Here is a 20,523-nt window from a genome sequence, read left to right on the forward strand (position 1 = left end):
GCGATCACGCATGCGTGATACTTCGTCGAAGAGCTCCGAGAGCGGATTTCCGCCCCTCATCCCGCTGCCGCGACCTTCTCCCCGCAGGCGGGGAGAAGGGGCTTGCCGCGCCGTTCCAGTCCCCTCTCCCGCGTGCGAGGATAGGGTGAGGGCAGTCACATCGACATCCGGGCCTCACCGCCCGGAATTGATCACGCGATCGTCCGTGCCGAAGCGGTGCATGCTGCCGATGACCGGCGTCGCATAGACGATATTGTCCTCGGCATAGCGGTGTTCACCGAACAGCCGCACCGTGATCGTGCCGACGTTTTCCGTATCGAGATAGACGATCGTGTCGGCGCCGAGATGTTCGACGTGGATGACCTTGCCCTTCCACTCGCCGCTCTCGCGGGAAAGTCCGATATGCTCGGGACGGATTCCGATCGTCTTGGCTTGAGCGTCGCCGAGCCGCTCACCCTCGATGAAATTCATCTGCGGCGAGCCGATGAAACCGGCGACGAAGACGTTGGCCGGTCGGTTATAGAGTTCCATCGGCGAACCGACCTGCTCGACCTGGCCGGCGTTCAGAACGACGATCTTGTCGGCGAGCGTCATTGCCTCGACCTGGTCATGGGTGACATAGATCATCGTCGCCTTGAGGCTGCGGTGCAGCCGGGCGATCTCCAACCGCGTGTTGACGCGGAGCGCCGCATCGAGGTTCGACAGCGGCTCGTCGAAGAGGAACAGTTTTGGCTCGCGAACGATCGCGCGGCCGATCGCCACGCGCTGCCGCTGGCCGCCCGAAAGCTCTGCCGGACGGCGTGCGAGATAAGGCTCCAGCGACAGCATGCCGGCCGCCTTGGAAACCTTCTCGTCGATCTCCTTCTTCGGCGCGCCTGCCTGCTTCAAGCCAAGGCCCATGTTGTCCTTGACCGTCAGGTGCGGATAGAGCGCGTAGGACTGGAACACCATGGCAATGCCGCGCTTGGCCGGAGCGACGTGGCCAACCTCCTCGCCGTCAATCTGCACGCTGCCCGAGGTGGCGTCCTCGAGTCCGGCAATGGTGCGCAACAGCGTCGATTTTCCGCAGCCCGAGGGGCCGACGAAAATGACGAACTCGCCATCCTTCACCTCGAGGTCGATGCCTTTCAGCACCTCATGGCTGCCGAAGGCCTTGCGGATGGATTTGAGCTGCAGTGATCCCACGTGTTGCCCCTCTTGGTTAAAGCTTGACCGGCATGCCGGTGCGCACGCTTTCGTCCGCAGCCAGGCAGATCTTGAGCGATTGCACGGCATCATCCATGTGGCGGTCGAGATTGATGTTCTCGCTGATGGCCTTGAGCACGAAGGCCTGCTCGCGGTCGCAGAGTTCCTGGTGCCCCGGCTCCCCCTCCATTGTCAGGTCCTCGTCGGACTTGAGGAAGCGGCCGTCCGGGCCGGTCGCTGCGCTGTGCACGCGAATGACGGCGGTCTTGGTGTGCACGTCGATGTCGTCTGACTTCGCGTCCTGGTCCATGACGATCGACACCGATCCGTTCGGCGAGATCACGTCCTTCACGAAGAAGGCGGTCTCCGAGATCATCGGCCCCCAACCGGCCTCGTACCAGCCGACCGACTTGTCGTCGAAGATCACCTGCAGATGCCCGTAATTGTACATGTCCGGCGCCACCTCGTCGGAGAGGCGCAGGCCCATGCCACGGACCTCGACCGGCCTGGCGTCGGTGATCTGGCACATCACGTCGACATAATGCACGCCGCAGTCGACGATCGGCGGTGTGGTCTGCATCAGCGACTTGTGCGTCGCCCAGGTCGGTCCGCTGGATTGCTGGTTCAAGTTCATGCGGAAGACGTAAGGGCCACCCAGCTTCCGCGCCTCGGCGATCAGCCGCATCCAGGAGGGATGGTGGCGCAGGATGTAGCCGATCACCAGCTTGCGGCCGTTGGCCCGGGCGCAGGCGACGACACGCTCCGCATCGGCTACAGTCGTGGCGAGCGGCTTTTCGACAAAGACATGCGCGCCCGCTTCCATCGCCATCACGGCATAGTCTGCATGACTGTCGGAATAGGTGTTGATCGAGCAGAGCTCCGGCCTGAGCTCTGTGAGCGCCTCCGCAAAGGATGGCAGGATCTCGTAGCCCGCAAGCGCGTCGGGCAATGCGACCTTCGATCGATTGACCAGACCGGCGATCTCGAAGCCGGGGTTTTGGTGATAGGCGAGCGCGTGGCTGCGCCCCATGTTGCCGAGGCCTGCGCAAAGAACGCGGACCGGGTTGACGGTTGAACTCACTTGACTGCTCCTGCCGTGATGCCGCGGATCAGTTGCCGCGAGAAGATGACGTAGAGGACGAGTACCGGGAAGATCGCCAGAGACAGCGCGGACAAGACCGCGTTCCAGTTGGTCACGAACTGCCCGATGAAGATCTGCGAGCCGAGCGTCACCGTTTTCGTCGTCTCCGCCGGCGCGAGGATCAGCGGGAACCAGAGATCGTTCCAGATCGGGATCATGGTGAAGACGGCGACCGTCGCCATGGCCGGGCGAACCAGCGGCAGCACCAGCCGGAAGAAGATCGCGTATTCCGAAAGCCCGTCGATGCGTCCGGCATTCTTGAGGTCATCCGATACGGTGCGCATGAATTCGGAAAGGATGAAGACGGCAAGCGGCAGGCCCTGTGCCGTGTAGACGAGAATGAGTGCCGTCAGCGTGTTGACGAGGCCGGTCGCGACCATGCCCTGCAGGATGGCGACGGTGCCGAGGCGGATCGGGATCATGATGCCGAGCGCCAGATAGAGCCCCATCATGGCATTGCCGCGAAAGCGGTATTCGGACAGCGCGAAGGCGGCCATGGCACCGAAGAGCAGGACGAGCGCGATCGAGACGACCGTGACGATGGTGCTGTTCTGGAAATAGCCGACGAAGTCACCCTGTTTCAAAACCGTCTCGTAGCCGATCAGGCTGAAGGTTTCGGGTGTCGGGATCGCCAAGGGCTCGCGGAAGATCGCGTTGCGGCTCTTGAACGAGTTGACGATCGTCAAAAATACCGGAAACAGCGCGACGAGCGTGTAGGCGATAAGCGCGATGTGAACGCCGGCAGTCCGGCCAAGGGAGGCGCGTGCTTTCGACATTTCGGATCCTCCCTTAGAACTGGTAGCGGCGCATGCGGCGCTGGATGACGAAGAGGTAGAGCGAGACGCCGGCGAGAATGATCAGGAACATGATCGCCGCGATGGTCGCGCCCATCGACCGGTCGCCGAGCTGCAGCTGGAAACCGAAGAAGGTGCGGTAGAGCAGGGTGCCGAGAATGTCCGTCGACTTGTCCGGGCCGGCAAGCGCGCCCTGCACCGTGTAGATCAGGTCGAAGGCGTTGAAATTGCCGACGAAGGTCAGGATCGAGACGATGCCGATCGCCGGCAGGATCAAGGGCAGCTTGATCTTCCAGAACTGGCTCCAGCCCGTGACGCCGTCGCATTCCGCAGCCTCGATGACCTCGTCGGGAATGTTGAGCAGCGCGGCGTAGATCAGCATCATCGGGATGCCGATATATTGCCAGACGGAGATCAGAGAGACCGCGATCAGAGCGGAATCGGGCTTGCCGAGCCATGGCGCGAACAGCCATTTCAGGCCGACGACATCCAGCAGGGAAGGGGCCACACCCCAGATCGGCGAGAGAATGAGCTTCCAGATGAAGCCGACGATGACGAAGGATAAGAGCGTCGGCAGGAAGATGGCCGTGCGATAGAAGGCACTGAAGCGCAGCTTCGGGATCGACAGCATGGCCGCCAGCGCAATGCCGATCGGGTTCTGCACGGCCATGTGGATCAGGAAGAAGACGAAATTGTTCTTGAGCGCGTTCCAGAAATCCGCCGCCCAGCGGGGGTCGCCGAAGAGCACCTTGAAATTGCCTAAGCCCACGAAAGTGTACTGTCCTTCGACGGTGTTGAAGAAAGACTGCCTGAGCGTCTCGATCAGCGGCAGGATCATCACCGCGGTGTAGACGATCAGGGCCGGCAGCAGGAACACGAGGATATGCCAGCGCCGGGGACGCTTGATCTCGTTGATGTCCGTCGTTTTGGGATCGCTTGGGTTCATCGGCCTCTGGCCCGCTCTATAAACTGGCTGGCCGCTATTGGCACAGCTCCGATTTCGTCCGAAATGCAGCGCGCTCGCGTGACGCGCCAGGACGTCCCGGTCCCTTGATTCAGGCTATCCCTTCACGTTCGGCGATCTTGCCCGAACGCGGGATGTCCTGGTCATGATCGGTTCGCCCCTTGCGCCTCTCCAATGGAGCGTGGCGCGGGCCCAGCTGGGCCGAGCATGAAGGTGTGGCGCAGGCGAAGCACCACCGTGACATGGGAAAATGCCGGCTAAGCCGGGCTCCCTGGTCCCTTCACATCCGGCTTCGCACCGGACATCCAAACACAAATACGGCGTCCTTCACAGCGCACGAGGGAAATTTCGTGCGAAGAGAAAGGGCGCGCTACCGCGCGGGGATCGCGCGCCCTTTCCATGATTATTTGACGGGCTTGAACCAGCTGTCGAGGCCGTCCTGAAGCTTCTTGGCGGCCACTTCGGGCGTGTCGGTGCCGTTGATGACATTGGCCGATTCGACCCAGGTCTCGTTCTCGAGGTTCGGCGTACCGCGCGCCAGGATCTGATAGGTCGAACGGATCGTCGGCTTGCACTTTTCGCGCCAGGAGACGAATTCCTGGGCGAGCGGATCGGTCATCTTCACCGGCGTCGAGTTCAGGCTGAAGAAGCCCGGCAGCGCATTTGCGTAGATTTCCGCGAATTCCGGCGAAGCGACCCAGGTGAGGAAGGTCTTGCCAGCTTCGGCGTTCGGGCTCTTGGCGTTCAGGCCGATGCCGATATCGGTATGGTCGGAGATGTAGCACGTGTCTCCGGCCTTCTTCACCGGCGGCGGGAAAGCGCCCATCTTGAATTGCGCCTGGGTGTTGAAGCCGGAGATTTCCCACGAACCGGCCGGATAGATCGCCGCGCGGCCGAGCGTGAAGAGGTTCTGGCTATCCGGGTAGGTCTGGGCCTCGAAGCCGTCACCCAGATAGTCCTTCCACTTGGCGAGCACGCGGTAGGGCTCGACCCAGGGCTCGTCCGTCAGCTTCTGCTCGCCCTTGATCAGCGCCAGGCGGCCTTCCTCACCCTTCCAGTAGGTCGGGCCGATGTTCTGGTAGCCCATGGTCGCGGCTTCCCAGAGGTCCTTGGTGCCCATCGCCATCGGGATATAGTTGCCGTCGGCTTTGATCTTCTCCAGAACGGCAAAGAACTCTTCCTCGGTCGTCGGAACCGAAAGGCCGAGTTGGTCGAAGGCGTCCTTGTTGTAGATGAAGCCGTGGATGACCGAAGCCATGGGCACGCAGAAGGTTGCCTTGCCATCGTCGGTCGACCAGGCAGACTTCGCCACGTCGGAGAAGTTCTCCATGCCCGGCAAGCTGGTCAGGTCGGCGAGGTGCTTCTTGTTGAAGAGTTCGAGCGAAGTGTCGAACGGGCGGCAGGTGATGAGGTCGCCGGCGGATCCGGCGTCGAGCTTGGCGTTCAAGGCTGCGTTATATTCGGTCGGGGCGGAGGGCGAGAAGACGACCTTGATGCCAGGATTCTTTGCCTCGAAGGCGGGGATGAGCTTCTCCTGCCAGATCGCCAGGTCATCGTTGCGCCAGCTCTCGATCGTCAGCGTCACGTCCTGGGCCTGGGCAAGCCCGGCCGAGCCGAGGATGCTCGAGGCGAGCAGCAAGCCTTTCATTGTTGTGCGGGTCATGCATGTTCTCCCTTTTTATAGGCGCCGCCAAGGCGCGGTTTGGATCCCAGTTTTATCGATGCGAGACGATTTCGATCGCCCGGCGCAAGTTCTGATTGGCGCTTTTGAGCGCGGCTTCGGCGGCGGCGACATCCTCTGCCCCGGAAGCGAGCAGGATCGCGACCTTGACCGAACCCGACGCCGCCTTGATCAGCCGGCCTGCCTCGGCGGCGCTGACGCCGGTGATGTCGCAGACGATGCGCATCGCACGCCCTTGAAGCTTGATATTGTCTGCCCGCAGGTTGACCATGTGCCCGTCGAGCACATGGCCGAGATGAATGCCGACCAGCGTCGAAAACATGTTGAAGGCGATCTTCTGCGCCGTACCGGCGCCCATACGTGTCGAGCCGGATACGACTTCCGGCGGCGTTTGTAAGAGGATCGAGACGTCGGCGCCCTTGAACAGCGGCGCGGCGGCATTGTTGGCAATGGCGATGACTTTTGCGCCGCGCTTCTTCGCCTCGTCGGCGGCAGCGAGCGCATAAGGCGTGGAGCCGCTGGCGGAGACGGAAATGAGGCAGTCACCGGCAGTAATTCCGGAATTGCGCACATCCGCACGCGCAAGGTCCATGTCGTCTTCATAGCCGCCGGCGAGATCGGCGAGACTTGCCGCGCCGCCAGCGAGAAGAATGATGATCTGTTCCTGCGGAATGCCGTAGGTTCCCGGCAGTTCGAGCGCGTCCGCCATGGCCATCAGACCCGAACTTCCCGCACCCGCATAGGCGAGCCGCCCGCCGGCGGAAAGGACTTGCGCCGCAAGTGCTGCTGCGGCCGAGATCTGCTCGATCGCTGCATCGACCGATTTCGCCGCCGCCTGCTGACCGGAGGCGAGCAGGCGAAGTGCCAGCGCCGGATGCATCACATCCAGGCCCTTGGCATTGTCGTGGCGCTCTTCGGTCTTCGTTGACGGCATGCGCTTTGTCTCCTCTTCGTGAATTAATGCCAAAAAAATACCAATTGTCTAGGAGAATTTTAATTTTTGTGGCTTGGAACGTCGAATGCTGAAAAAATCCGCGGAAAAACAACGGTTTATTTCAAATGTTAGCTGCCTGACGAAATCGTGCTTGGTTATTGGTCTTTTTTTGGTATCTTGTCCATGCGGAGGTGCCCATGACGTTTTATCTGATCGGAATCGATGGTGGCGGAACGAGCTGCCGCGCGGCTGTGGCCGCGCCGGACGGCCGAATTCTCGGTCGCGGAAAGTCTGGTGCCGCAAACATCCTGACCGATCCGGAGACAGCGCTTGCGAATATAGCGGGGGCCTCGCGGGCCGCCTTTGAAGATGCCGGCCTTGATCCGGCCGGGATCGCGAACGCAAGCGCAATCGTCGGCGTTGCGGGCCACAATGTCGGTGATGCTGTGCATTATGTGAAGCGGCGCCTCCCCTTTGCGGTGGCGGAAATCGAGTCCGATGGACTGATCGCGCTCCAGGGCGCGCTCGGCGGCAAGGACGGCGCAGTCGCCATTCTCGGAACCGGCACCATCTACATCGCGCGCAATGGCGAGGCCGTGAGCTATGTCGGCGGCTGGGGCTTCACGATCGGCGATCATGGCAGCGGTGCGCGCATCGGTCATGCGCTGCTGCAGGAAAGCCTGCTCGCCTTCGATGGCATTCACGAGGGCTCGCCGGTAACCGATTCCGTTATGGCGGAATTCAACAACGATCCGAGGGACGTGGTCGACTTTGCGCGACTTGCCAAGCCCGGCGAATTCGGACGCTACGCCCCGCGTGTCTTCGAACACGCGGAACGCGGCGATGCCGTGGCGCTGCGCTTGCTGAAGGCTGCCGCGACGACGATCGACGAGGCGCTCGACGTGATTGTATCGAGAGGAAGCGAGCGGCTCTGCCTGCTTGGCGGCTTGGCACCGCTTTATCGTCCGTGGCTTGCCGAGCGCCACCAGAAGCACTTTGTCGAAGCGGAGGCGGATGCCTTGACCGGAGCGGTGGCGCTGGCCGCCGCGCGTTTCGGTTCCAAGGAGGTTGGCGCATGACTCAGCAACTTGCCGCCATTCTGCCGTTGGAAGGCCTGCAATCGGGCGGAGCAGGTCCACTCTATCTGAAGCTCAGGCAGTCGCTCGAGGAAGCGATCCTCTCCGGCAAGCTCAACCATGGAGATGCGCTGCCGCCGGAGAGGGATCTCGCGGACTATGCCAATATCAGCCGGGTGACCGTGCGCAAGGCGGTCGATGACCTTGTCCGCGATGGGCTGCTTGTACGCCGCCATGGCTCCGGTACCTTCGTCGTCAGACCTGTCTCCCGCGTCGAGCAGTCGCTGTCGAGGCTGACCTCATTTACCGAGGACATGGCACGGCGCGGCCTCAATACGCGGGCGGAATGGCTGGAGCGCGGGCTGTTCCACCCGTCGCCCGACGAAATGATGACCCTCGGTCTTCCGGCCGATGCGCTGGTTACGCGTCTCGGCCGCCTTCGCATCGCCGACGACATGCCGCTGGCGATCGAGCGCGCCAGCGTCTCGGCGGAATTCCTGCCGGATCCGCTGGCTGTCACCTCGTCGCTCTATGCCGCGCTCGACGAGACCCGTGCCCGGCCGGTTCGAGCGGTGCAGCGGATCTCCGCGTGCAATATCAAGGATCCCGACGCGTCGATGCTGGGTGTCCCCGTAGGCGCCGCCGGCCTTTCCATCGAGCGTGTCTCGTATCTCGCCTCGGGGCGTGTCGTTGAATTCACCCGTTCGCTCTATCGGGGCGACGCCTATGATTTTGTCGCGGAACTGACCCTTTCGGAGTCCTGACCGCGACGCCAGGAAAGGAATGGATGATGCAAACCAACATGCGGCGAGAAATCGATGAGATCCCGGAAGCGACCGCGCGGCTGCTGGATCGCTCTGCCAAGGCCATGAGCGCGGCAGGCGCGGCGCTCAAGGCAAAGGATCCGGCATGCCTCGTGACGATCGCGCGCGGCTCCTCGGATCATGCGGCCCTGTTCCTGAAATATGCGATCGAACTCACGGCCGGTCGCCCGGTCGCTTCGCTCGGGCCGTCGCTCGCTTCGATCTACGGTGCCAGTCTGAAGCTCGGTGATGCGGCTGCGATCGCGATCTCGCAGTCCGGCAAGAGCCCGGACATCGTGGCGATGGCGCAGTCGGCAACACGCGCCGGCGCGGTGTCGATCGCTCTCACGAACACGGTGCCTTCGCCGATCGCCGAGGCCTGCACCCATCCGCTCGACATTCTTGCCGGTCCCGAACTCGCCGTCGCCGCGACAAAATCCTATGTTAACTCCATCGTCGCGGGCCTTGCCGTGCTTGGCGAATGGACGGGCGACGCGGCGCTCAAGCGCGCCGTTGCAGATCTGCCGAACCAGTTCGCCAAGGCTGTGAAGCTCGATTGGCAGGATTTCGCCGCCGATCTCGGCGAGGCCGAATCGCTTTACGTGCTGGGCCGTGGGCCGGCGCTGGCGATTGCGAGCGAAGCGGCGCTGAAATTCAAGGAAACGTCGGGCATGCATGCCGAGGCCTATTCCTCGGCGGAAGTCTTGCATGGTCCGGTTGCGCTTGTCGGCGCCAAATTTCCGGTGCTGGCGCTTGCCGCTCGTGATGCGGCCGAAGTCTCTGTGGTCGAGAGCGCCGACAGCATGAGTGCCAAGGGTGCGGTCGTGCATGTCACTTCGGCAAGGGCTCAGAAGGCGAAACGCCTGCCCTTCGTCGAGACGGGACATCCGATTACCGATGCGCTGGCGCTGATTCTGCCGTTCTATGGCTTCGTCGAGGCCTGGTCGCGCTCGCGCGGCCTCAATCCGGATGCGCCCGCAACTCTCAAGAAGGTGACGGAGACACGATGATTGCGAAGAAGAAAATCACCGGAGCGCGGATCTTCGACGGCATCGACTGGCATGACGGCGCAGTTCTCGTCGTAGAGGCGGGCCGCGTGAAGGCGATCGCTCCGGCCGCCGCAGCGCCCGCCGATGCAGACGTGGTCGACGCACACGGCCTGCTTCTCGTTCCGGGATTCATCGATCTGCAGGTCAATGGCGGCGGAGGCGCTCTGTTCAACGAGCAGCCGACCCTCGATGGCATTCGGCAAATTTGCGCCGCGCATGCGAAATTCGGCACCACGGCGCTTCTGCCGACCCTGATCACGGACAGGCGCGAAGTGCGAAGCGCCGCCATCAAGGCCGGACTAGAGGCAAAAAGGGCGAGCGTCGCCGGCTTTCTCGGCCTGCATCTTGAAGGCCCGCACCTTTCGATCGCCCGCAAGGGGGCCCATGACCCTTCGCTGATCCGCCCGATGGAGGATGCCGATCTGGCAGAGATGGTCGCCTGCGCACGCGCTTTGGGCTGCCTGATGGTGACGGTCGCTCCGGAAAACGCCACGCGGGAGCAGGTGCGCGCGCTTTGTGATGCCGGTGCCGTCGTCAGCCTCGGCCATACCGATGTCGGTTACGAAACCGCCTCCAGCTATGCCAAGGCGGGCGCGCGGACGGTCACGCATCTCTTCAACGCGATGAGCGGCCTCGGCCACCGCGAACCGGGCGTCGTCGGCGCGGCGCTCGCAACGGGCGCGCTGCACGCCGGCATGATCGCTGATGGTTTCCATGTCGATCCGGCATCGATGGGCATCGCATTGCGGGGCAAGAAAGGACCGGGACAGATTTTCCTGGTAACGGATGCGATGTCGCCGATCGGTACCGGGATGACCAGCTTCCATCTCAATGGTCGCGAAATCCTCCGCCAGGGCGGGCGTCTGACGCTTGCCGACGGAACGCTCGCGGGAGCAGACATCGACATGCTGTCCTCGGTCCGTTTCGTACACGAGAAACTCGGCCTGCCGATCGAGGAAGCGATCCGCATGGCATCCGCCTATCCGGCCGATGTCATGGGCATTGCCTCTCACAAGGGGCGGCTGCTGCCCGGGACGGACGCCGATTTCTTGCTTCTGACGCCGGAGCTTGCGATGAAGTCGACCTGGATTGGCGGCGAACAGGTCTTTTCGGCTTAACCACCTGGCGTCCACACAGCGTCCAGTCGCGCCTTCATTGCCTTGATCGTCGCCGCATCCGTCCGGCGTCGGCCTCCGGAAACGAAGCCCATCGCCACCAGCCGCGGATCCTGAGCCGACTCACGAACGGAGCAGGACGAATGCACTTCCGTGACGGCAAGTCTGGAGAGCAGCACGTCGATCGTGTCGATAGTAACGCCGGAGCCGGGCATCACGGAAATCCTGCCTGCTGCCAACTCGATAATCCGCACCAGTGTGTCGACGGCTTCCGGTGCTGTTTTCGCACCTCCGGAGGTCAGGATGCGCTCGAAGCCGAGATCGACCGCGATCTCGATTGCCTCGGCGAAATCGGGCACCAGATCGAAGGCCCGGTGCAGGGTCAGCCCTAATCCCGCCGCGTGGCCGGTAAGCTTGCGGAGCATCTGCGCGTCGAGTCGGCCATCCGATAGCGATGCGCCGAGGACGACGCCGGCAAGCCCGGCGGCGCGGGCCGCATCGATGTCCCGGCGCATCGCATCGAGATCGGCAGGGCCATAGACGAAGTCACCGGCGCGTGGTCGGACCATCGCATAGACCGGCACCGGTGGCGGGCCGGCGAGCGCCATCAATCCGGGGCTTGGTGTCAAACCGCCAAGCGCAAGGGCAGAGCACAGCTCGATGCGATCGGCACCGCCCTCGACCGCCGCCATCAGGCCGTCCGCGTCGTCGACGCAAACCTCGAGCAGGATGCCGCTCATGCGCCTTTCCCTCCGAATCCGAGCAGGGCAGCGCCGATCAGGCCCGGCTCGAGCCGGCATTCCCCGCGCACGACCAGCGGCCGGTCTAAGCGCCGCAGGATGCTGCCGCGCACTGCGCGGTCGATTTCGGCAAGCAGGGCTTCGGAGTTGGAGAGGCCGCCGCCGACCGGGACGATCGTCGCACCGGTTATGTTGATGACGAGCGCCAGTGGCGAACTTATGAGATCGACGAAAATATCGATCGTCCGCGCCGCCTCTTCGTCGCCGCTCTGCCAGGCGTCGATGATCTCGTGGCTGGAGAGAGATTTTCCATGCACTGTCGTATGCAGTCTCTCGAGCCCGCGCGCGCCGCCCACGGTGTCGACGCAGCCGCGCTGCCCGCAACCGCAGTCGAAGATCGGTATGGCGATGGGAGGGTGTCCCGCCTCCGACGCGACGGCGGGAGCATGCCCCCATTCCCCCGCAAAGCCGCCATCGGCGTTGATCAACTTCCCGTCGACCACCAGTCCGCCGCCGACCCCTGTGCCGAGGATCGCCCCGAAGACGATCCGATGGCCGCGTCCCGCGCCGATACCGGCTTCCGCTAGCGCGAAGCAATCGGCGTCGTTGGCGATCACCACGGGCAGGTGCAAGGCGGCCTCGAGCTCGGCGGCAAGCTCCCGCCCGTCGATACAAGGAATATTGGCGCATTTGATCCGGCGCGTTTCCGGATCGATGACGCCTGTGATCGAGATCGCGACCCTTTCCGGCAGGCCGCCCGCTTCGTCGAGCACCGACTCGAGCGTTGCGACGAACCGACGAAAATCATCAAGCGGCGTGGTTCGCCGCGGCAGGGGAAATATCCGCTCCGGCGAATGGGTGATCGCGCCTTTGATCGCGGACCCGCCGATATCGAAGCAGATGATCATGCTTCACCCCGGATGATCGCCTCGGCGGCAAGGGCCGCGCCAAGCAGCCGATCGTCCTGGTGGTGGGGTGCGGAGAGCAGAAAGCCGACCGGCATACCGGCGGCACCCGTGCCGCAGGGGATGGAGACGCCGCAGAAATCGAGGAAATTGCCGATCAGCGTGTTCCTCAAGGTCTTGGCATTGGTCTTGAAGAAGAGTTCGTCGTCGGAAAGAAGCGGTGCGATCGGCGGTGCGACATGCGGCAATGTCGGATGCGCGATCAGTTCGCCGGGCCCGAGGCCCTCCACCGTCTCATGGATCAATCGGTCACGTGCATCGAGAATGGCGATGTAGTCGCTGAGCGTAATCTTCTCGCCGAGCCGGGTGCGGGTCACGACGCGCGGATCGATGCGCGTCGCCTCGGGACCGGCCAGGCGTTCGCGGTGGAGCGCATAGGCTTCCGCCGTCACCAGCGCGCCATGGCGCGCCGCCAGATCGAACACGGCGGCGAAGCTCGGGAAGTGCGCGCGTCTCACTTTGACGCCCGCCGCCTCGAGCCGCTTGATCGCCGCCTCGAAGGCCGCGACCACTTCCGGCTCGGCGTCGTCGAAGACGACCGTTTCGGGAATGACGATCGAGAGATCGGCGAGTTCGGCGCGGCGGATGACCGGTGCCGTCAGGCCGTGCATGGCGGCATCCGCCCACACTGCATCCTGTACCGTATGGCAGAGGGGGCCAAGCGAATCGAGGCTTTCGGCAAGCGGAAACACGCCCCTCATCGCATAGCGGCCACGCGTCGCCTTGTAGCCGACGATACCGGTCATTGCCGCGGGGATGCGTACCGAACCGCCGGTATCGGTACCGATCGCAACCGGCACCAAGCCCGCCGCGACGGCCACGGCCGAGCCGGAGGACGAGCCGCCGGGAATCCGGTGGACATCCGGCGATGCCGGATTTCGTGGGGTTCCATAGTGCGGATTGATGCCGAGGCCGGAAAAGGCAAACTCGCTCATGTTCGTGCGGCCGACGCTGACCATGCCGGCGGCGGCGAGCGCGCCGACGACGGGCGCGTCGGCCGTCGCGGGCGGATCGTCCTTGAAGACGACCGAGCCCGCAGTCGTCACGCTGCCGGCAAGATCGAACAGATCCTTCCAGACGACGGGCAGGCCGTCGAGCAGACCGAGCGAACGTCCCGCCTTGAGCCGGCTTGACGCGGCTTGCGCTTCCCTGAGCGCACGCTCGCGCGTCAGACCGACGAAGATCGACTGGTCCGGACAGGCTTCGATGCGATGAAACGTCTCTGCGGCGAGTTTGACGGGATCGAGCTTGCCGGACTGGACAAGAACGGCGAGGCTGGCGAGCGTTTTCTGATTGGTCATTTCGTCTCCCTGGCTGGCCGCGACGTCTTGTCGGCGCGACACCGCCCTGCATCGATTTTAGGCATAGCATATCGCCCTCCGTCCCGTTTGCCAGCGGTTGGGGGCAATGACCCAGGCGATTTTTGCCGGCGGCGAGGCGGCACGATGCGGCGCGGCTTGCAACGCAATCGCAGATCGGCCGCTGAAACTGCTGCCTGTCTTGTTGTTTCCAACGGATCTGCCTACATGCCGCTGAGCCACCTTGCTGTCGATGGAGAGCGGTCATGATTATGGATGCGGCGCGACTTGCCTTCGCAAATCTCTTTGCGGCGGAGACCCGCTCGGTCTTCTGGAAGGTGCTTGGCCTGACATTGCTCGCGCTCATCGCCCTTTGGTTCGCGCTCCGCGAACTGTTCGTCTGGCTCGCTCTGCCCTGGATCGACGCGCTGATGCCGGGCATGCCGGACTGGGCCGGCTGGCTCACATTCGTCGTCGGCATCTTCGCGAGCCTCGGCCTGGCCCTGGCGCTCGCCCTTCTGCTTGCGCCGGTCACCGCCCTCATTGCCGGTTTCTTCCTCGATGACGTCGCCGAGGTGATCGAGACGCGTGACTACCCCGATGGCGCGCCCGGCAAGCCGCTGCCGCTCGTGGAGGCGATGACCGGATCGGCGAAATTCCTCGGCGTCGTGGTCATCGGCAACATCATCGCCCTCCTGCTGCTGCTTGTGCCGGGCGTCAATCTCATCGCCTTCTTCCTCGTCAACGGCTATCTGCTCGGGCGGGAGTTTTTCGAGTTCGCCGCCATGCGCTATCGCCCGCCCGCGGAGGCGCGGCTTTTTCGCACCAAACACCGCTCGACCGTGTTTCTCGCGGGGCTCGTGCTGGCGGCCTTCCTGGCGGTGCCGCTGCTGAACCTGCTGACACCGCTCTTCGCCGCCGGCGTGATGGTGCATCTCCACAAGATGCTTTCGGCACGTGACCCAGGCTTCTCGGCGGCTCACAAAGCGGTGGCCGGCGCGTGAGGCCATTGCTTGACAGGGGCAGTGACTTGGACAATCTGCCCGGAAATCCCGCGCAGGCTTTCCGCTCGCATCGGGCCCCAACAAGTTGAAACGAATGCGATGGAGGACGGCATGAGTGACAAAGAAAGCCGGATCGTACGTCTGGAAGAAATGCTGGCGCACCAGGCGAAGACCATCGAGGAGCTTTCGGATCAATTGGCCGAACAGTGGAAGGTGGTCGAACAGACCAGGGCGAAGCTCGACCGATTGACGGAGCGCTTCCTGAGCCTCGAGGAGCAGGCGCGTGATGCGGTTCCGGTGACCCGCCCGCCGCATTACTGACGGAAGCCGCTTCATGCCGCTCCGCCGGAAACGAAGAGGCCGCCTGCTTCAAGCGAAGCAGGCGGCCTCTTGATGTCAGGTCACCGCAATCAGTAGGGGCAGGATTCGGTGCTCATGTAGTCGTGCACCTGGACCTTGCCGGCAATGATGTCGGCCTTCACCTTTTCGACCGCATCGTGCATTTCGGGCGTGATGAGGGCCTTGTTGTTGTCGTCCAGCGCATAGCCGACGCCGTCTTCCTTGAGGCCGAGGTTGGAAATACCGAACTCGAACTTGTCGTCCTTCGCCGCCATGAAGGCGTCGTAGACGGCGACATCGACGCGCTTCAGCATCGAGGTCAGCACTTTACCCGGCTGCAGCATGTTCTGGTTGGAATCGACGCCGATGCCGAGCTTGCCGGCATCCGCTGCCGCCTGCAACACGCCGACGCCGGTGCCGCCGGCGGCGTGATAGACGACATCCGCGCCCTGGTCGATCTGCGACTTGGCGATTTCACCGCCCTTTACGGGATCGTTCCACGCGTCCGGCGTCGTGCCGGTATAGGCCTCGAGCACCTTGACGTCCGCGCCGACCGACTTCGCACCGCCGACATAGCCGCAGGCGAACTTGTGGATCAGCGGGATATCCATGCCGCCGACGAAGCTGACGGTCTTCGACTTGGAGGCGAGACCGGCGAGCACGCCGACGAGATAGGAGCCTTCCTGTTCCTTGAACACGATCGATTTGACGTTCGGCTTTTCGACCACCATGTCGATGATCGCGAATTTCGTGTCCGGATATTCCACGGCAATCTTCTCGAGCGATGCCGCCCAGTTGAACCCGGCCATCACGATCGGGCTGTTGCCGTCGCTGGCAAAGCGGCGCAGCGCCTGTTCGCGCTGAGCGTCGTTGGCGATTTCAAACTCGCGGTATTCGATGCCTGATTCGGCCTTGAACTTTTCGGCGCCGTTAAAAGCCGCTTCGTTGAAGGACTTGTCGAACTTGCCGCCGAGATCGTAGATGATCGCCGGCTTGATGTCGGCGGCCAGTGCCGTCGCGGACATCATGGAGAAAGCAAAGAGACCGAGAATGGTTTTTTTCATCGTGCAGCCCTATTGTCGCTATTGATCTTATCGGGTCTGCCGGCAGCCCCCACGAGCCTGTCCGCGCGACCCGCCCCTCTCTTGTTAAGGCTTGGGTGGGCGCATCCTTGCACGGCTTCCGCAAAAAAACACTCAAATTTTTTCGGATGGTAAAAAAGATGCCGACGCCCGGCGAGGGGCCGCCGAACGCCGGACTCAAGGAGCAAATCGGTGCGCCGTGCCTGCAGCGCCGCGCGTCTTATCAGACGCGAAAGGGACGCTGTGGCACTTTGAATTGCTGCATGGTTTTATTCTTGCTCGGCCACGATCCAAGGAAACATGCAATAGCGCGAAAACAGACCTAGCGCCCGACCGGGCAGCTGACGCCGGTGCCGCGAAGGCCGCAATAGCCATCGGGGTTCTTGGCCAGATATTGCTGGTGATAGTCCTCGGCAAAGTAGAGCGGTCCGGCCATGCCGATTTCGGTGGTGATCTGGCCGCCATGATTGAAAGCCGTCAGCGCCTTCTGGAAGGCGTCGCGGGCAGCCTCCGCCTCGCGAAGCTGCTCCTCGTCATAGACATAGATCGCCGAGCGATATGTCGTGCCGATGTCGTTGCCCTGCCGCATGCCCTGGGTCGGGTCGTGTTCCTCGAAGAAGGTCTTGAGCAGCATTGCGAAGGAAACCTTGGCCGGGTCGTAGACGACAAGCACGACCTCCGCATGCCCGGTGAGCCCGGTCGTCGTCTCCTGATAGGTCGGGTTCGGCGTCAGCCCGCCGGAATAGCCGGCGGCGGTGACATAGACGCCGGGGATGTTCCAGAGCAGCCGCTCGGCGCCCCAGAAGCAGCCCATGCCGAAAAGCACCCTCCTCATGCCTTCGGGGTAGGGGCCTTTCAGCGGACGTCCGGAGACGAAATGCATCTCCGCCGTCGGGATTTCCTCCTCGCGTCCGCGGAGCGCCGTCTGCGCATCGGGCAGGATCGTCTTCTTCTTGAACATGTCGATCAGAAACATCTCCGGCTCCTTTCGTGCGCGCGGAAAGCGTCGATGACGGGCTGCTGCATGTTTCCTTAAATCGAAGCCGATTTAAGGAAACATGCAGCAATTCAAAGTGCCACAGCGTCCTTTGCGCTTCTGATAAGATGCACGGCGCTGTAGTCGAAATCAGGCGGCAAATCGGCCCGCGGCGGGGCGTTTCTTGTAGCCTGCCATCCAGAGGAGCAGGGCGAGTGCCAGGAGCACCGCGAAGGCGGGTCGGGCGAGCAGCCATTGCAGCCCCGCCAACCAGATGGCTGGCCCGGCATCCGTGCGCTGCAGAGCGTGCACCCAGTTGAGCGCATCCGGGCCGAGGGCGGACATGGCATCGGCGAGCGAGGTCGTCGCTGGCGCCGAAGCCGCAACCGACTGGATCGCGTCAACAGTCCCGACGAGCACCGCCACCGTAAGCACGAGAAAACTTGCAAGCCTCAGCAGCAACCGCATCTTCGTCCTTTCGGCCGCCGTGGCCCGCTACGCTCCAGATACGCGCCACGCGTTTGTCCGATCAATTACGCTTATGCGCCAGAGATAAGCGCCGCAAGTTGCGAGCGCAATGGTCGGCTTCGCCGACGCCATTTCACAAGATGTCAATTAAACTGTCAGAAACCAGTTGATCCCGCGCAGATCATCGGTATATATCGCGCCCGTCCGCCGGTTCGTCCGGCGCACGTCGGTGGAGCTTCGCTCTTCCCCCATCCAGCCGGACTGACCATCGGCTGTTTAAGGATGGACAGGTGGCCGAGTGGTTGAAGGCGCACGCCTGGAACGCGTGTATACGTGAAAGCGTATCGAGGGTTCGAATCCCTCTCTGTCCGCCATTAGCCTTTCCCAAGCACCCTTATCCATGCCCACGTTTCACTTACCGCCGAAACCCGGCGAAAAGCGGGTACGAATGCGGGTATCAAAAATGGAAAATGCGGGTATCAGCGGGGCGCCAGAGTGCTTACGGACGCAAAGGTAAGAACGCCAAGAAGGCGGAAACTGCGTACAAGCTCACCGAGGCGATCACACCCTGAGAAGGTAACCAAGGCGGCAGGCCGCGGCGGCGAAGGCCATCGCGGGAAGGATGGTGTAGAAGGCCGCCGACGGAGCCGCGAGGAGAAGTGCAACCAGTAGAGATCCGACGAGGCCGCCGCCGATCTGCATGAAGCCAGTCATGGCCGATGCGGCGCCGGCTGCGTGGGGAAATTCTGCAAGCGCGAGCGTGGTTGCGCCCGGGATGATGAAGGCGGCGCCGAAGGCCCATAGCCCGACAGGCAGCATCACTGTCCACAGCGTCGTGTAGAGGAGACCGCTGCAGGCGAGCGCGATGCTCGCCGCAGCCACGATCCCGATGCCGGCCGTTAGCAGATCCTCGCCTCGGATCTGCCTGAGGAGCCGCGCAGCGATCGCGCTGCCGATGACATAGGCGCCGGTCTGCAAGATCATTGCCATGCCGAACTGCGTCGGCGTCAGCTTGACGGTCTCGACGAGGACGAACGGAAGCACGACCGCAAGAGTATAGATGCCCCCGACCGAAAGGCCCAGCACGAGGCTACCGTGCAGGAAGTGGCGGTTCATCAGGATCGCGCGATAGGTCCGCATCACCACTGCCGGTCTCACCATGTCGGAACTGCGCATGAGGTTCGTCTCCCGGCATAGGAGGACGATAACAGCGAGCGCGAAGACCGAGTAGCCCGCCATCATGATGAAGAGCGCGTGCCAGCCGAACGCCGAGAGGATCGCTCCGCCCAAGGTCGGCGCAACAGCGGGACCGACGGCGAATATGAGGCCGATCAGGCTCATGATGCGCATCGATATCTGCCCGTGGTATTGGTCGCGCACGATCGCTCGTGAGATCGAGACCCCAGCGGCCGCCCCGATGCCCTGAAGCAGCCGCGCGGCCGTGAGGAGCTCCACTGTGAACGCCGCTAGCGCGACGGCGCATCCGATCAGGTAGACGACCAGGAAACCGATCGCCGTTCGCCGCCGGCCGAAGGCGTCGGAGAGCGAGCCGCAGGCGAGAATGGCGGCAGCATAACCCGCAAGATAGATGGTCAGCGTGAACTGGACGGCCGCCACGGAAGTCGAGAATTCGTCAACCAGGAGCGGCATGGCCGGCGTGTAGATCGACATGCTTATGGAGCCGAGAGCGACAATGACAGCGCCAATGAAGGCCGTTCGGAATTCGCTCATGATCGGCTGCATTGCGGTCTCGCACAGGATTGGAGGAACCGGCCGCCGATGGTGAAGGGCGGCGGCCGGCGGGTATTGTCAACGCAGCCCGCTCATGGCGCTCCACATGCGGACGAATTCCTTCCGTCGGGCGAGCAACTCGGGGGATTCTTTCAGGAACATCAGCTTGAGCTCGGCGATCGGCGCGCCGCCGGGCGGCGGATCGACATCGGTGCGAGGCGAATGCAGGAAAATATTCTCCGCCTGGACTTTCTGCCCCAGCGGCGAGAGGAACCAATCGAGGAAGAGGCGGGCCGCTTCAGGGTGAGGAGCCTCCTTCGTCACGCCCCAGATTTCAGGGCCGGCCGGCAAGCCGTCGCTGGGCGCGACGAATTCCATCGGCGCGCCTTTCTTGTGATAGAGCAGATAGCCGGAATATTGCGCTGTCACGGCCAGCTTGTCGTCGCCGTTGACGATACGGTCATACTGCTGGACGTAGGAATCGAAGGCCTTCGGCTTGAGTTCGGAGAATTTCTCCCAGAAGGCGTCGCCGCCGTTTGCCCGCCCGACGAGCTCCCATGTCAGGAACTGGAGGCCGGAATTGCTCGACTTCACGCTGACGGCGCCGTCCCAGCGAGGATTGTCGATCTCGGCCCAGGTTTTTGGCGCCTCTTCGGCCTTGAGGAAGGCCGGATTGTAGGCAAAGCCCGCCATGATCACTGCGCCCCAGGTCCACAGGCCCTCCGGCTGGCTCTTGTATTCCGCGCCATAGTGCGACAGCTGCGGGGAGGCATAGGGCGCGAAACCGTTCTTGTTCTGAAAGTCGTGGACGAGCGTCTGGTCGGACATATGCAGCACGTCGGCCAGATAACTGCCTGCCTGGCGCTCGGCCATCAGGCGGGCGTAGAGGGCGCCGGTCTGGAGCCGGACGTAACTCGTCTTGATGTTCGGGAAGAGCTTGTTGAACTCCTCCAGGATCTTGACCGTCCCCGGCTCGGGCGCGGGCGAATAGAGGACGAGCGCACCTTCCGCTTCGGCCTTGGCCACGTCCGCGCAGGTCGTGAAGCCTTTCATTTCCACCGGATTGGAGCAGGTGGTGGCGCGCGCATCCTCCTGCGCAAAGGACGGTGCAACGACCATCGTCGCCATCACCATCAATCCTGCTGTCAGGCATTTTCTCATAGGATTCCTCCTCCCTT

General features: G+C 63.0%; 20 protein-coding genes and 1 tRNA gene. 7 read left to right on the top strand and 14 right to left on the bottom strand.

Annotated elements, in window-relative coordinates; translation table 11 throughout:
* Nucleotides 1-174: 174 nt before the first annotated feature.
* The 6 genes from QN224_RS00525 to QN224_RS00550 form a co-directional block, all read right to left on the bottom strand.
* On the bottom strand, nt 175-1,185 hold the full coding sequence (locus QN224_RS00525) for an ABC transporter ATP-binding protein (protein WP_283975144.1): 1,011 nt from the start codon (nt 1,183-1,185) through the stop codon (nt 175-177).
* Nucleotides 1,186-1,201: 16 nt separating this feature from the next.
* Nucleotides 1,202-2,266, bottom strand: coding sequence for a Gfo/Idh/MocA family oxidoreductase (locus QN224_RS00530; RefSeq protein ID WP_283975145.1), 1,065 nt, complete (start codon nt 2,264-2,266; stop codon nt 1,202-1,204).
* Nucleotides 2,263-3,102 (bottom strand): carbohydrate ABC transporter permease, encoded by an 840-nt coding sequence (locus QN224_RS00535; protein ID WP_173511364.1) that lies wholly within the window; start codon nt 3,100-3,102, stop codon nt 2,263-2,265. The genes QN224_RS00530 and QN224_RS00535 overlap by 4 nt, the downstream gene beginning before the upstream one ends.
* A gap of 13 nt (nt 3,103-3,115) precedes the next feature.
* On the bottom strand, nt 3,116-4,066 hold the full coding sequence (locus QN224_RS00540; RefSeq protein WP_283975146.1) for a sugar ABC transporter permease: 951 nt from the start codon (nt 4,064-4,066) through the stop codon (nt 3,116-3,118).
* 421 nt (nt 4,067-4,487) lie between these two features.
* Complete coding sequence (locus QN224_RS00545) at nt 4,488-5,747, bottom strand: ABC transporter substrate-binding protein (RefSeq protein WP_173511362.1); 1,260 nt, start codon at nt 5,745-5,747, stop codon at nt 4,488-4,490.
* 52 nt (nt 5,748-5,799) lie between these two features.
* Nucleotides 5,800-6,699 carry an N-acetylmuramic acid 6-phosphate etherase gene (locus tag QN224_RS00550; protein WP_283975148.1) on the bottom strand — a complete coding sequence of 300 codons (900 nt, stop codon included), beginning with the start codon at nt 6,697-6,699 and terminating at the stop codon, nt 5,800-5,802.
* Nucleotides 6,700-6,896: 197 nt separating this feature from the next.
* Here QN224_RS00550 and QN224_RS00555 point away from each other — a divergent pair, with 197 nt between their 5' ends.
* From QN224_RS00555 to nagA, 4 genes are read left to right on the top strand one after another with little or no spacing between them, the layout of a single operon-like run.
* Entirely contained in the window at nt 6,897-7,778 is an 882-nt protein-coding gene (locus QN224_RS00555) for an N-acetylglucosamine kinase (RefSeq protein WP_283975149.1), read from the top strand.
* Nucleotides 7,775-8,539, top strand: coding sequence for a GntR family transcriptional regulator (locus QN224_RS00560; RefSeq protein ID WP_283975150.1), 765 nt, complete (start codon nt 7,775-7,777; stop codon nt 8,537-8,539). The genes QN224_RS00555 and QN224_RS00560 overlap by 4 nt, the downstream gene beginning before the upstream one ends.
* 26 nt (nt 8,540-8,565) lie before the next feature.
* Nucleotides 8,566-9,588, top strand: a complete 1,023-nt coding sequence (locus tag QN224_RS00565; protein WP_283976071.1) for an SIS domain-containing protein — start codon at nt 8,566-8,568, stop codon at nt 9,586-9,588.
* Nucleotides 9,585-10,745 carry an N-acetylglucosamine-6-phosphate deacetylase gene (gene nagA / locus QN224_RS00570; RefSeq protein WP_283975151.1) on the top strand — a complete coding sequence of 387 codons (1,161 nt, stop codon included), beginning with the start codon at nt 9,585-9,587 and terminating at the stop codon, nt 10,743-10,745. The genes QN224_RS00565 and nagA overlap by 4 nt, the downstream gene beginning before the upstream one ends.
* Here the strand turns inward: nagA and QN224_RS00575 are convergent.
* From QN224_RS00575 to QN224_RS00585, 3 genes are read right to left on the bottom strand one after another with little or no spacing between them, the layout of a single operon-like run.
* Nucleotides 10,742-11,482, bottom strand: a complete 741-nt coding sequence (locus QN224_RS00575; protein ID WP_283975152.1) for a copper homeostasis protein CutC — start codon at nt 11,480-11,482, stop codon at nt 10,742-10,744. The genes nagA and QN224_RS00575 overlap by 4 nt on opposite strands.
* Complete coding sequence (locus QN224_RS00580; RefSeq protein ID WP_283975153.1) at nt 11,479-12,390, bottom strand: ROK family protein; 912 nt, start codon at nt 12,388-12,390, stop codon at nt 11,479-11,481. The genes QN224_RS00575 and QN224_RS00580 overlap by 4 nt, the downstream gene beginning before the upstream one ends.
* Nucleotides 12,387-13,748, bottom strand: a complete 1,362-nt coding sequence (locus tag QN224_RS00585; protein WP_283975154.1) for an amidase — start codon at nt 13,746-13,748, stop codon at nt 12,387-12,389. The genes QN224_RS00580 and QN224_RS00585 overlap by 4 nt, the downstream gene beginning before the upstream one ends.
* Nucleotides 13,749-14,011: 263 nt before the next feature.
* Here QN224_RS00585 and QN224_RS00590 point away from each other — a divergent pair, with 263 nt between their 5' ends.
* Both QN224_RS00590 and QN224_RS00595 read left to right on the top strand, forming a co-directional pair.
* Nucleotides 14,012-14,749: a sulfate transporter family protein gene (locus QN224_RS00590; protein ID WP_283975155.1), complete on the top strand. Its 738-nt coding sequence runs from the start codon at nt 14,012-14,014 to the stop codon at nt 14,747-14,749.
* A 111-nt stretch (nt 14,750-14,860) separates the two neighbouring features.
* Nucleotides 14,861-15,070 carry a SlyX family protein gene (locus tag QN224_RS00595; protein WP_173511353.1) on the top strand — a complete coding sequence of 70 codons (210 nt, stop codon included), beginning with the start codon at nt 14,861-14,863 and terminating at the stop codon, nt 15,068-15,070.
* Nucleotides 15,071-15,159: 89 nt separating this feature from the next.
* Here the strand turns inward: QN224_RS00595 and QN224_RS00600 are convergent, their stop codons facing one another.
* The 3 genes from QN224_RS00600 to QN224_RS00610 all read right to left on the bottom strand — a co-directional run bounded on the left by QN224_RS00600 (nt 15,160) and on the right by QN224_RS00610 (nt 17,614).
* Entirely contained in the window at nt 15,160-16,152 is a 993-nt protein-coding gene (locus tag QN224_RS00600; protein WP_173511352.1) for a BMP family protein, read from the bottom strand.
* Between the two features lie 340 nt (nt 16,153-16,492).
* Entirely contained in the window at nt 16,493-17,146 is a 654-nt protein-coding gene (gene msrA / locus QN224_RS00605; protein ID WP_283975156.1) for a peptide-methionine (S)-S-oxide reductase MsrA, read from the bottom strand.
* Nucleotides 17,147-17,296: 150 nt separating this feature from the next.
* Complete coding sequence (locus QN224_RS00610; RefSeq protein WP_283975157.1) at nt 17,297-17,614, bottom strand: hypothetical protein; 318 nt, start codon at nt 17,612-17,614, stop codon at nt 17,297-17,299.
* A 284-nt stretch (nt 17,615-17,898) separates the two neighbouring features.
* Here QN224_RS00610 and QN224_RS00615 point away from each other — a divergent pair.
* A tRNA-Ser gene (locus QN224_RS00615) sits at nt 17,899-17,988 on the top strand.
* Nucleotides 17,989-18,175: 187 nt separating this feature from the next.
* Here the strand turns inward: QN224_RS00615 and QN224_RS00620 are convergent.
* Nucleotides 18,176-19,345 (bottom strand): multidrug effflux MFS transporter, encoded by a 1,170-nt coding sequence (locus QN224_RS00620; RefSeq protein WP_283975158.1) that lies wholly within the window; start codon nt 19,343-19,345, stop codon nt 18,176-18,178.
* A 78-nt stretch (nt 19,346-19,423) separates the two neighbouring features.
* The gene (locus QN224_RS00625) at nt 19,424-20,506 is read right to left on the bottom strand and encodes an extracellular solute-binding protein (protein ID WP_283975159.1); all 1,083 of its coding nucleotides are present in this window, start codon (nt 20,504-20,506) and stop codon (nt 19,424-19,426) included.
* Nucleotides 20,507-20,523 lie beyond the last annotated feature (17 nt).

The sequence above is a fragment of the Sinorhizobium sp. 7-81 genome, assembly GCF_030124405.1.
Classification (GTDB): Bacteria; Pseudomonadota; Alphaproteobacteria; order Rhizobiales; family Rhizobiaceae; genus Sinorhizobium; species Sinorhizobium psoraleae.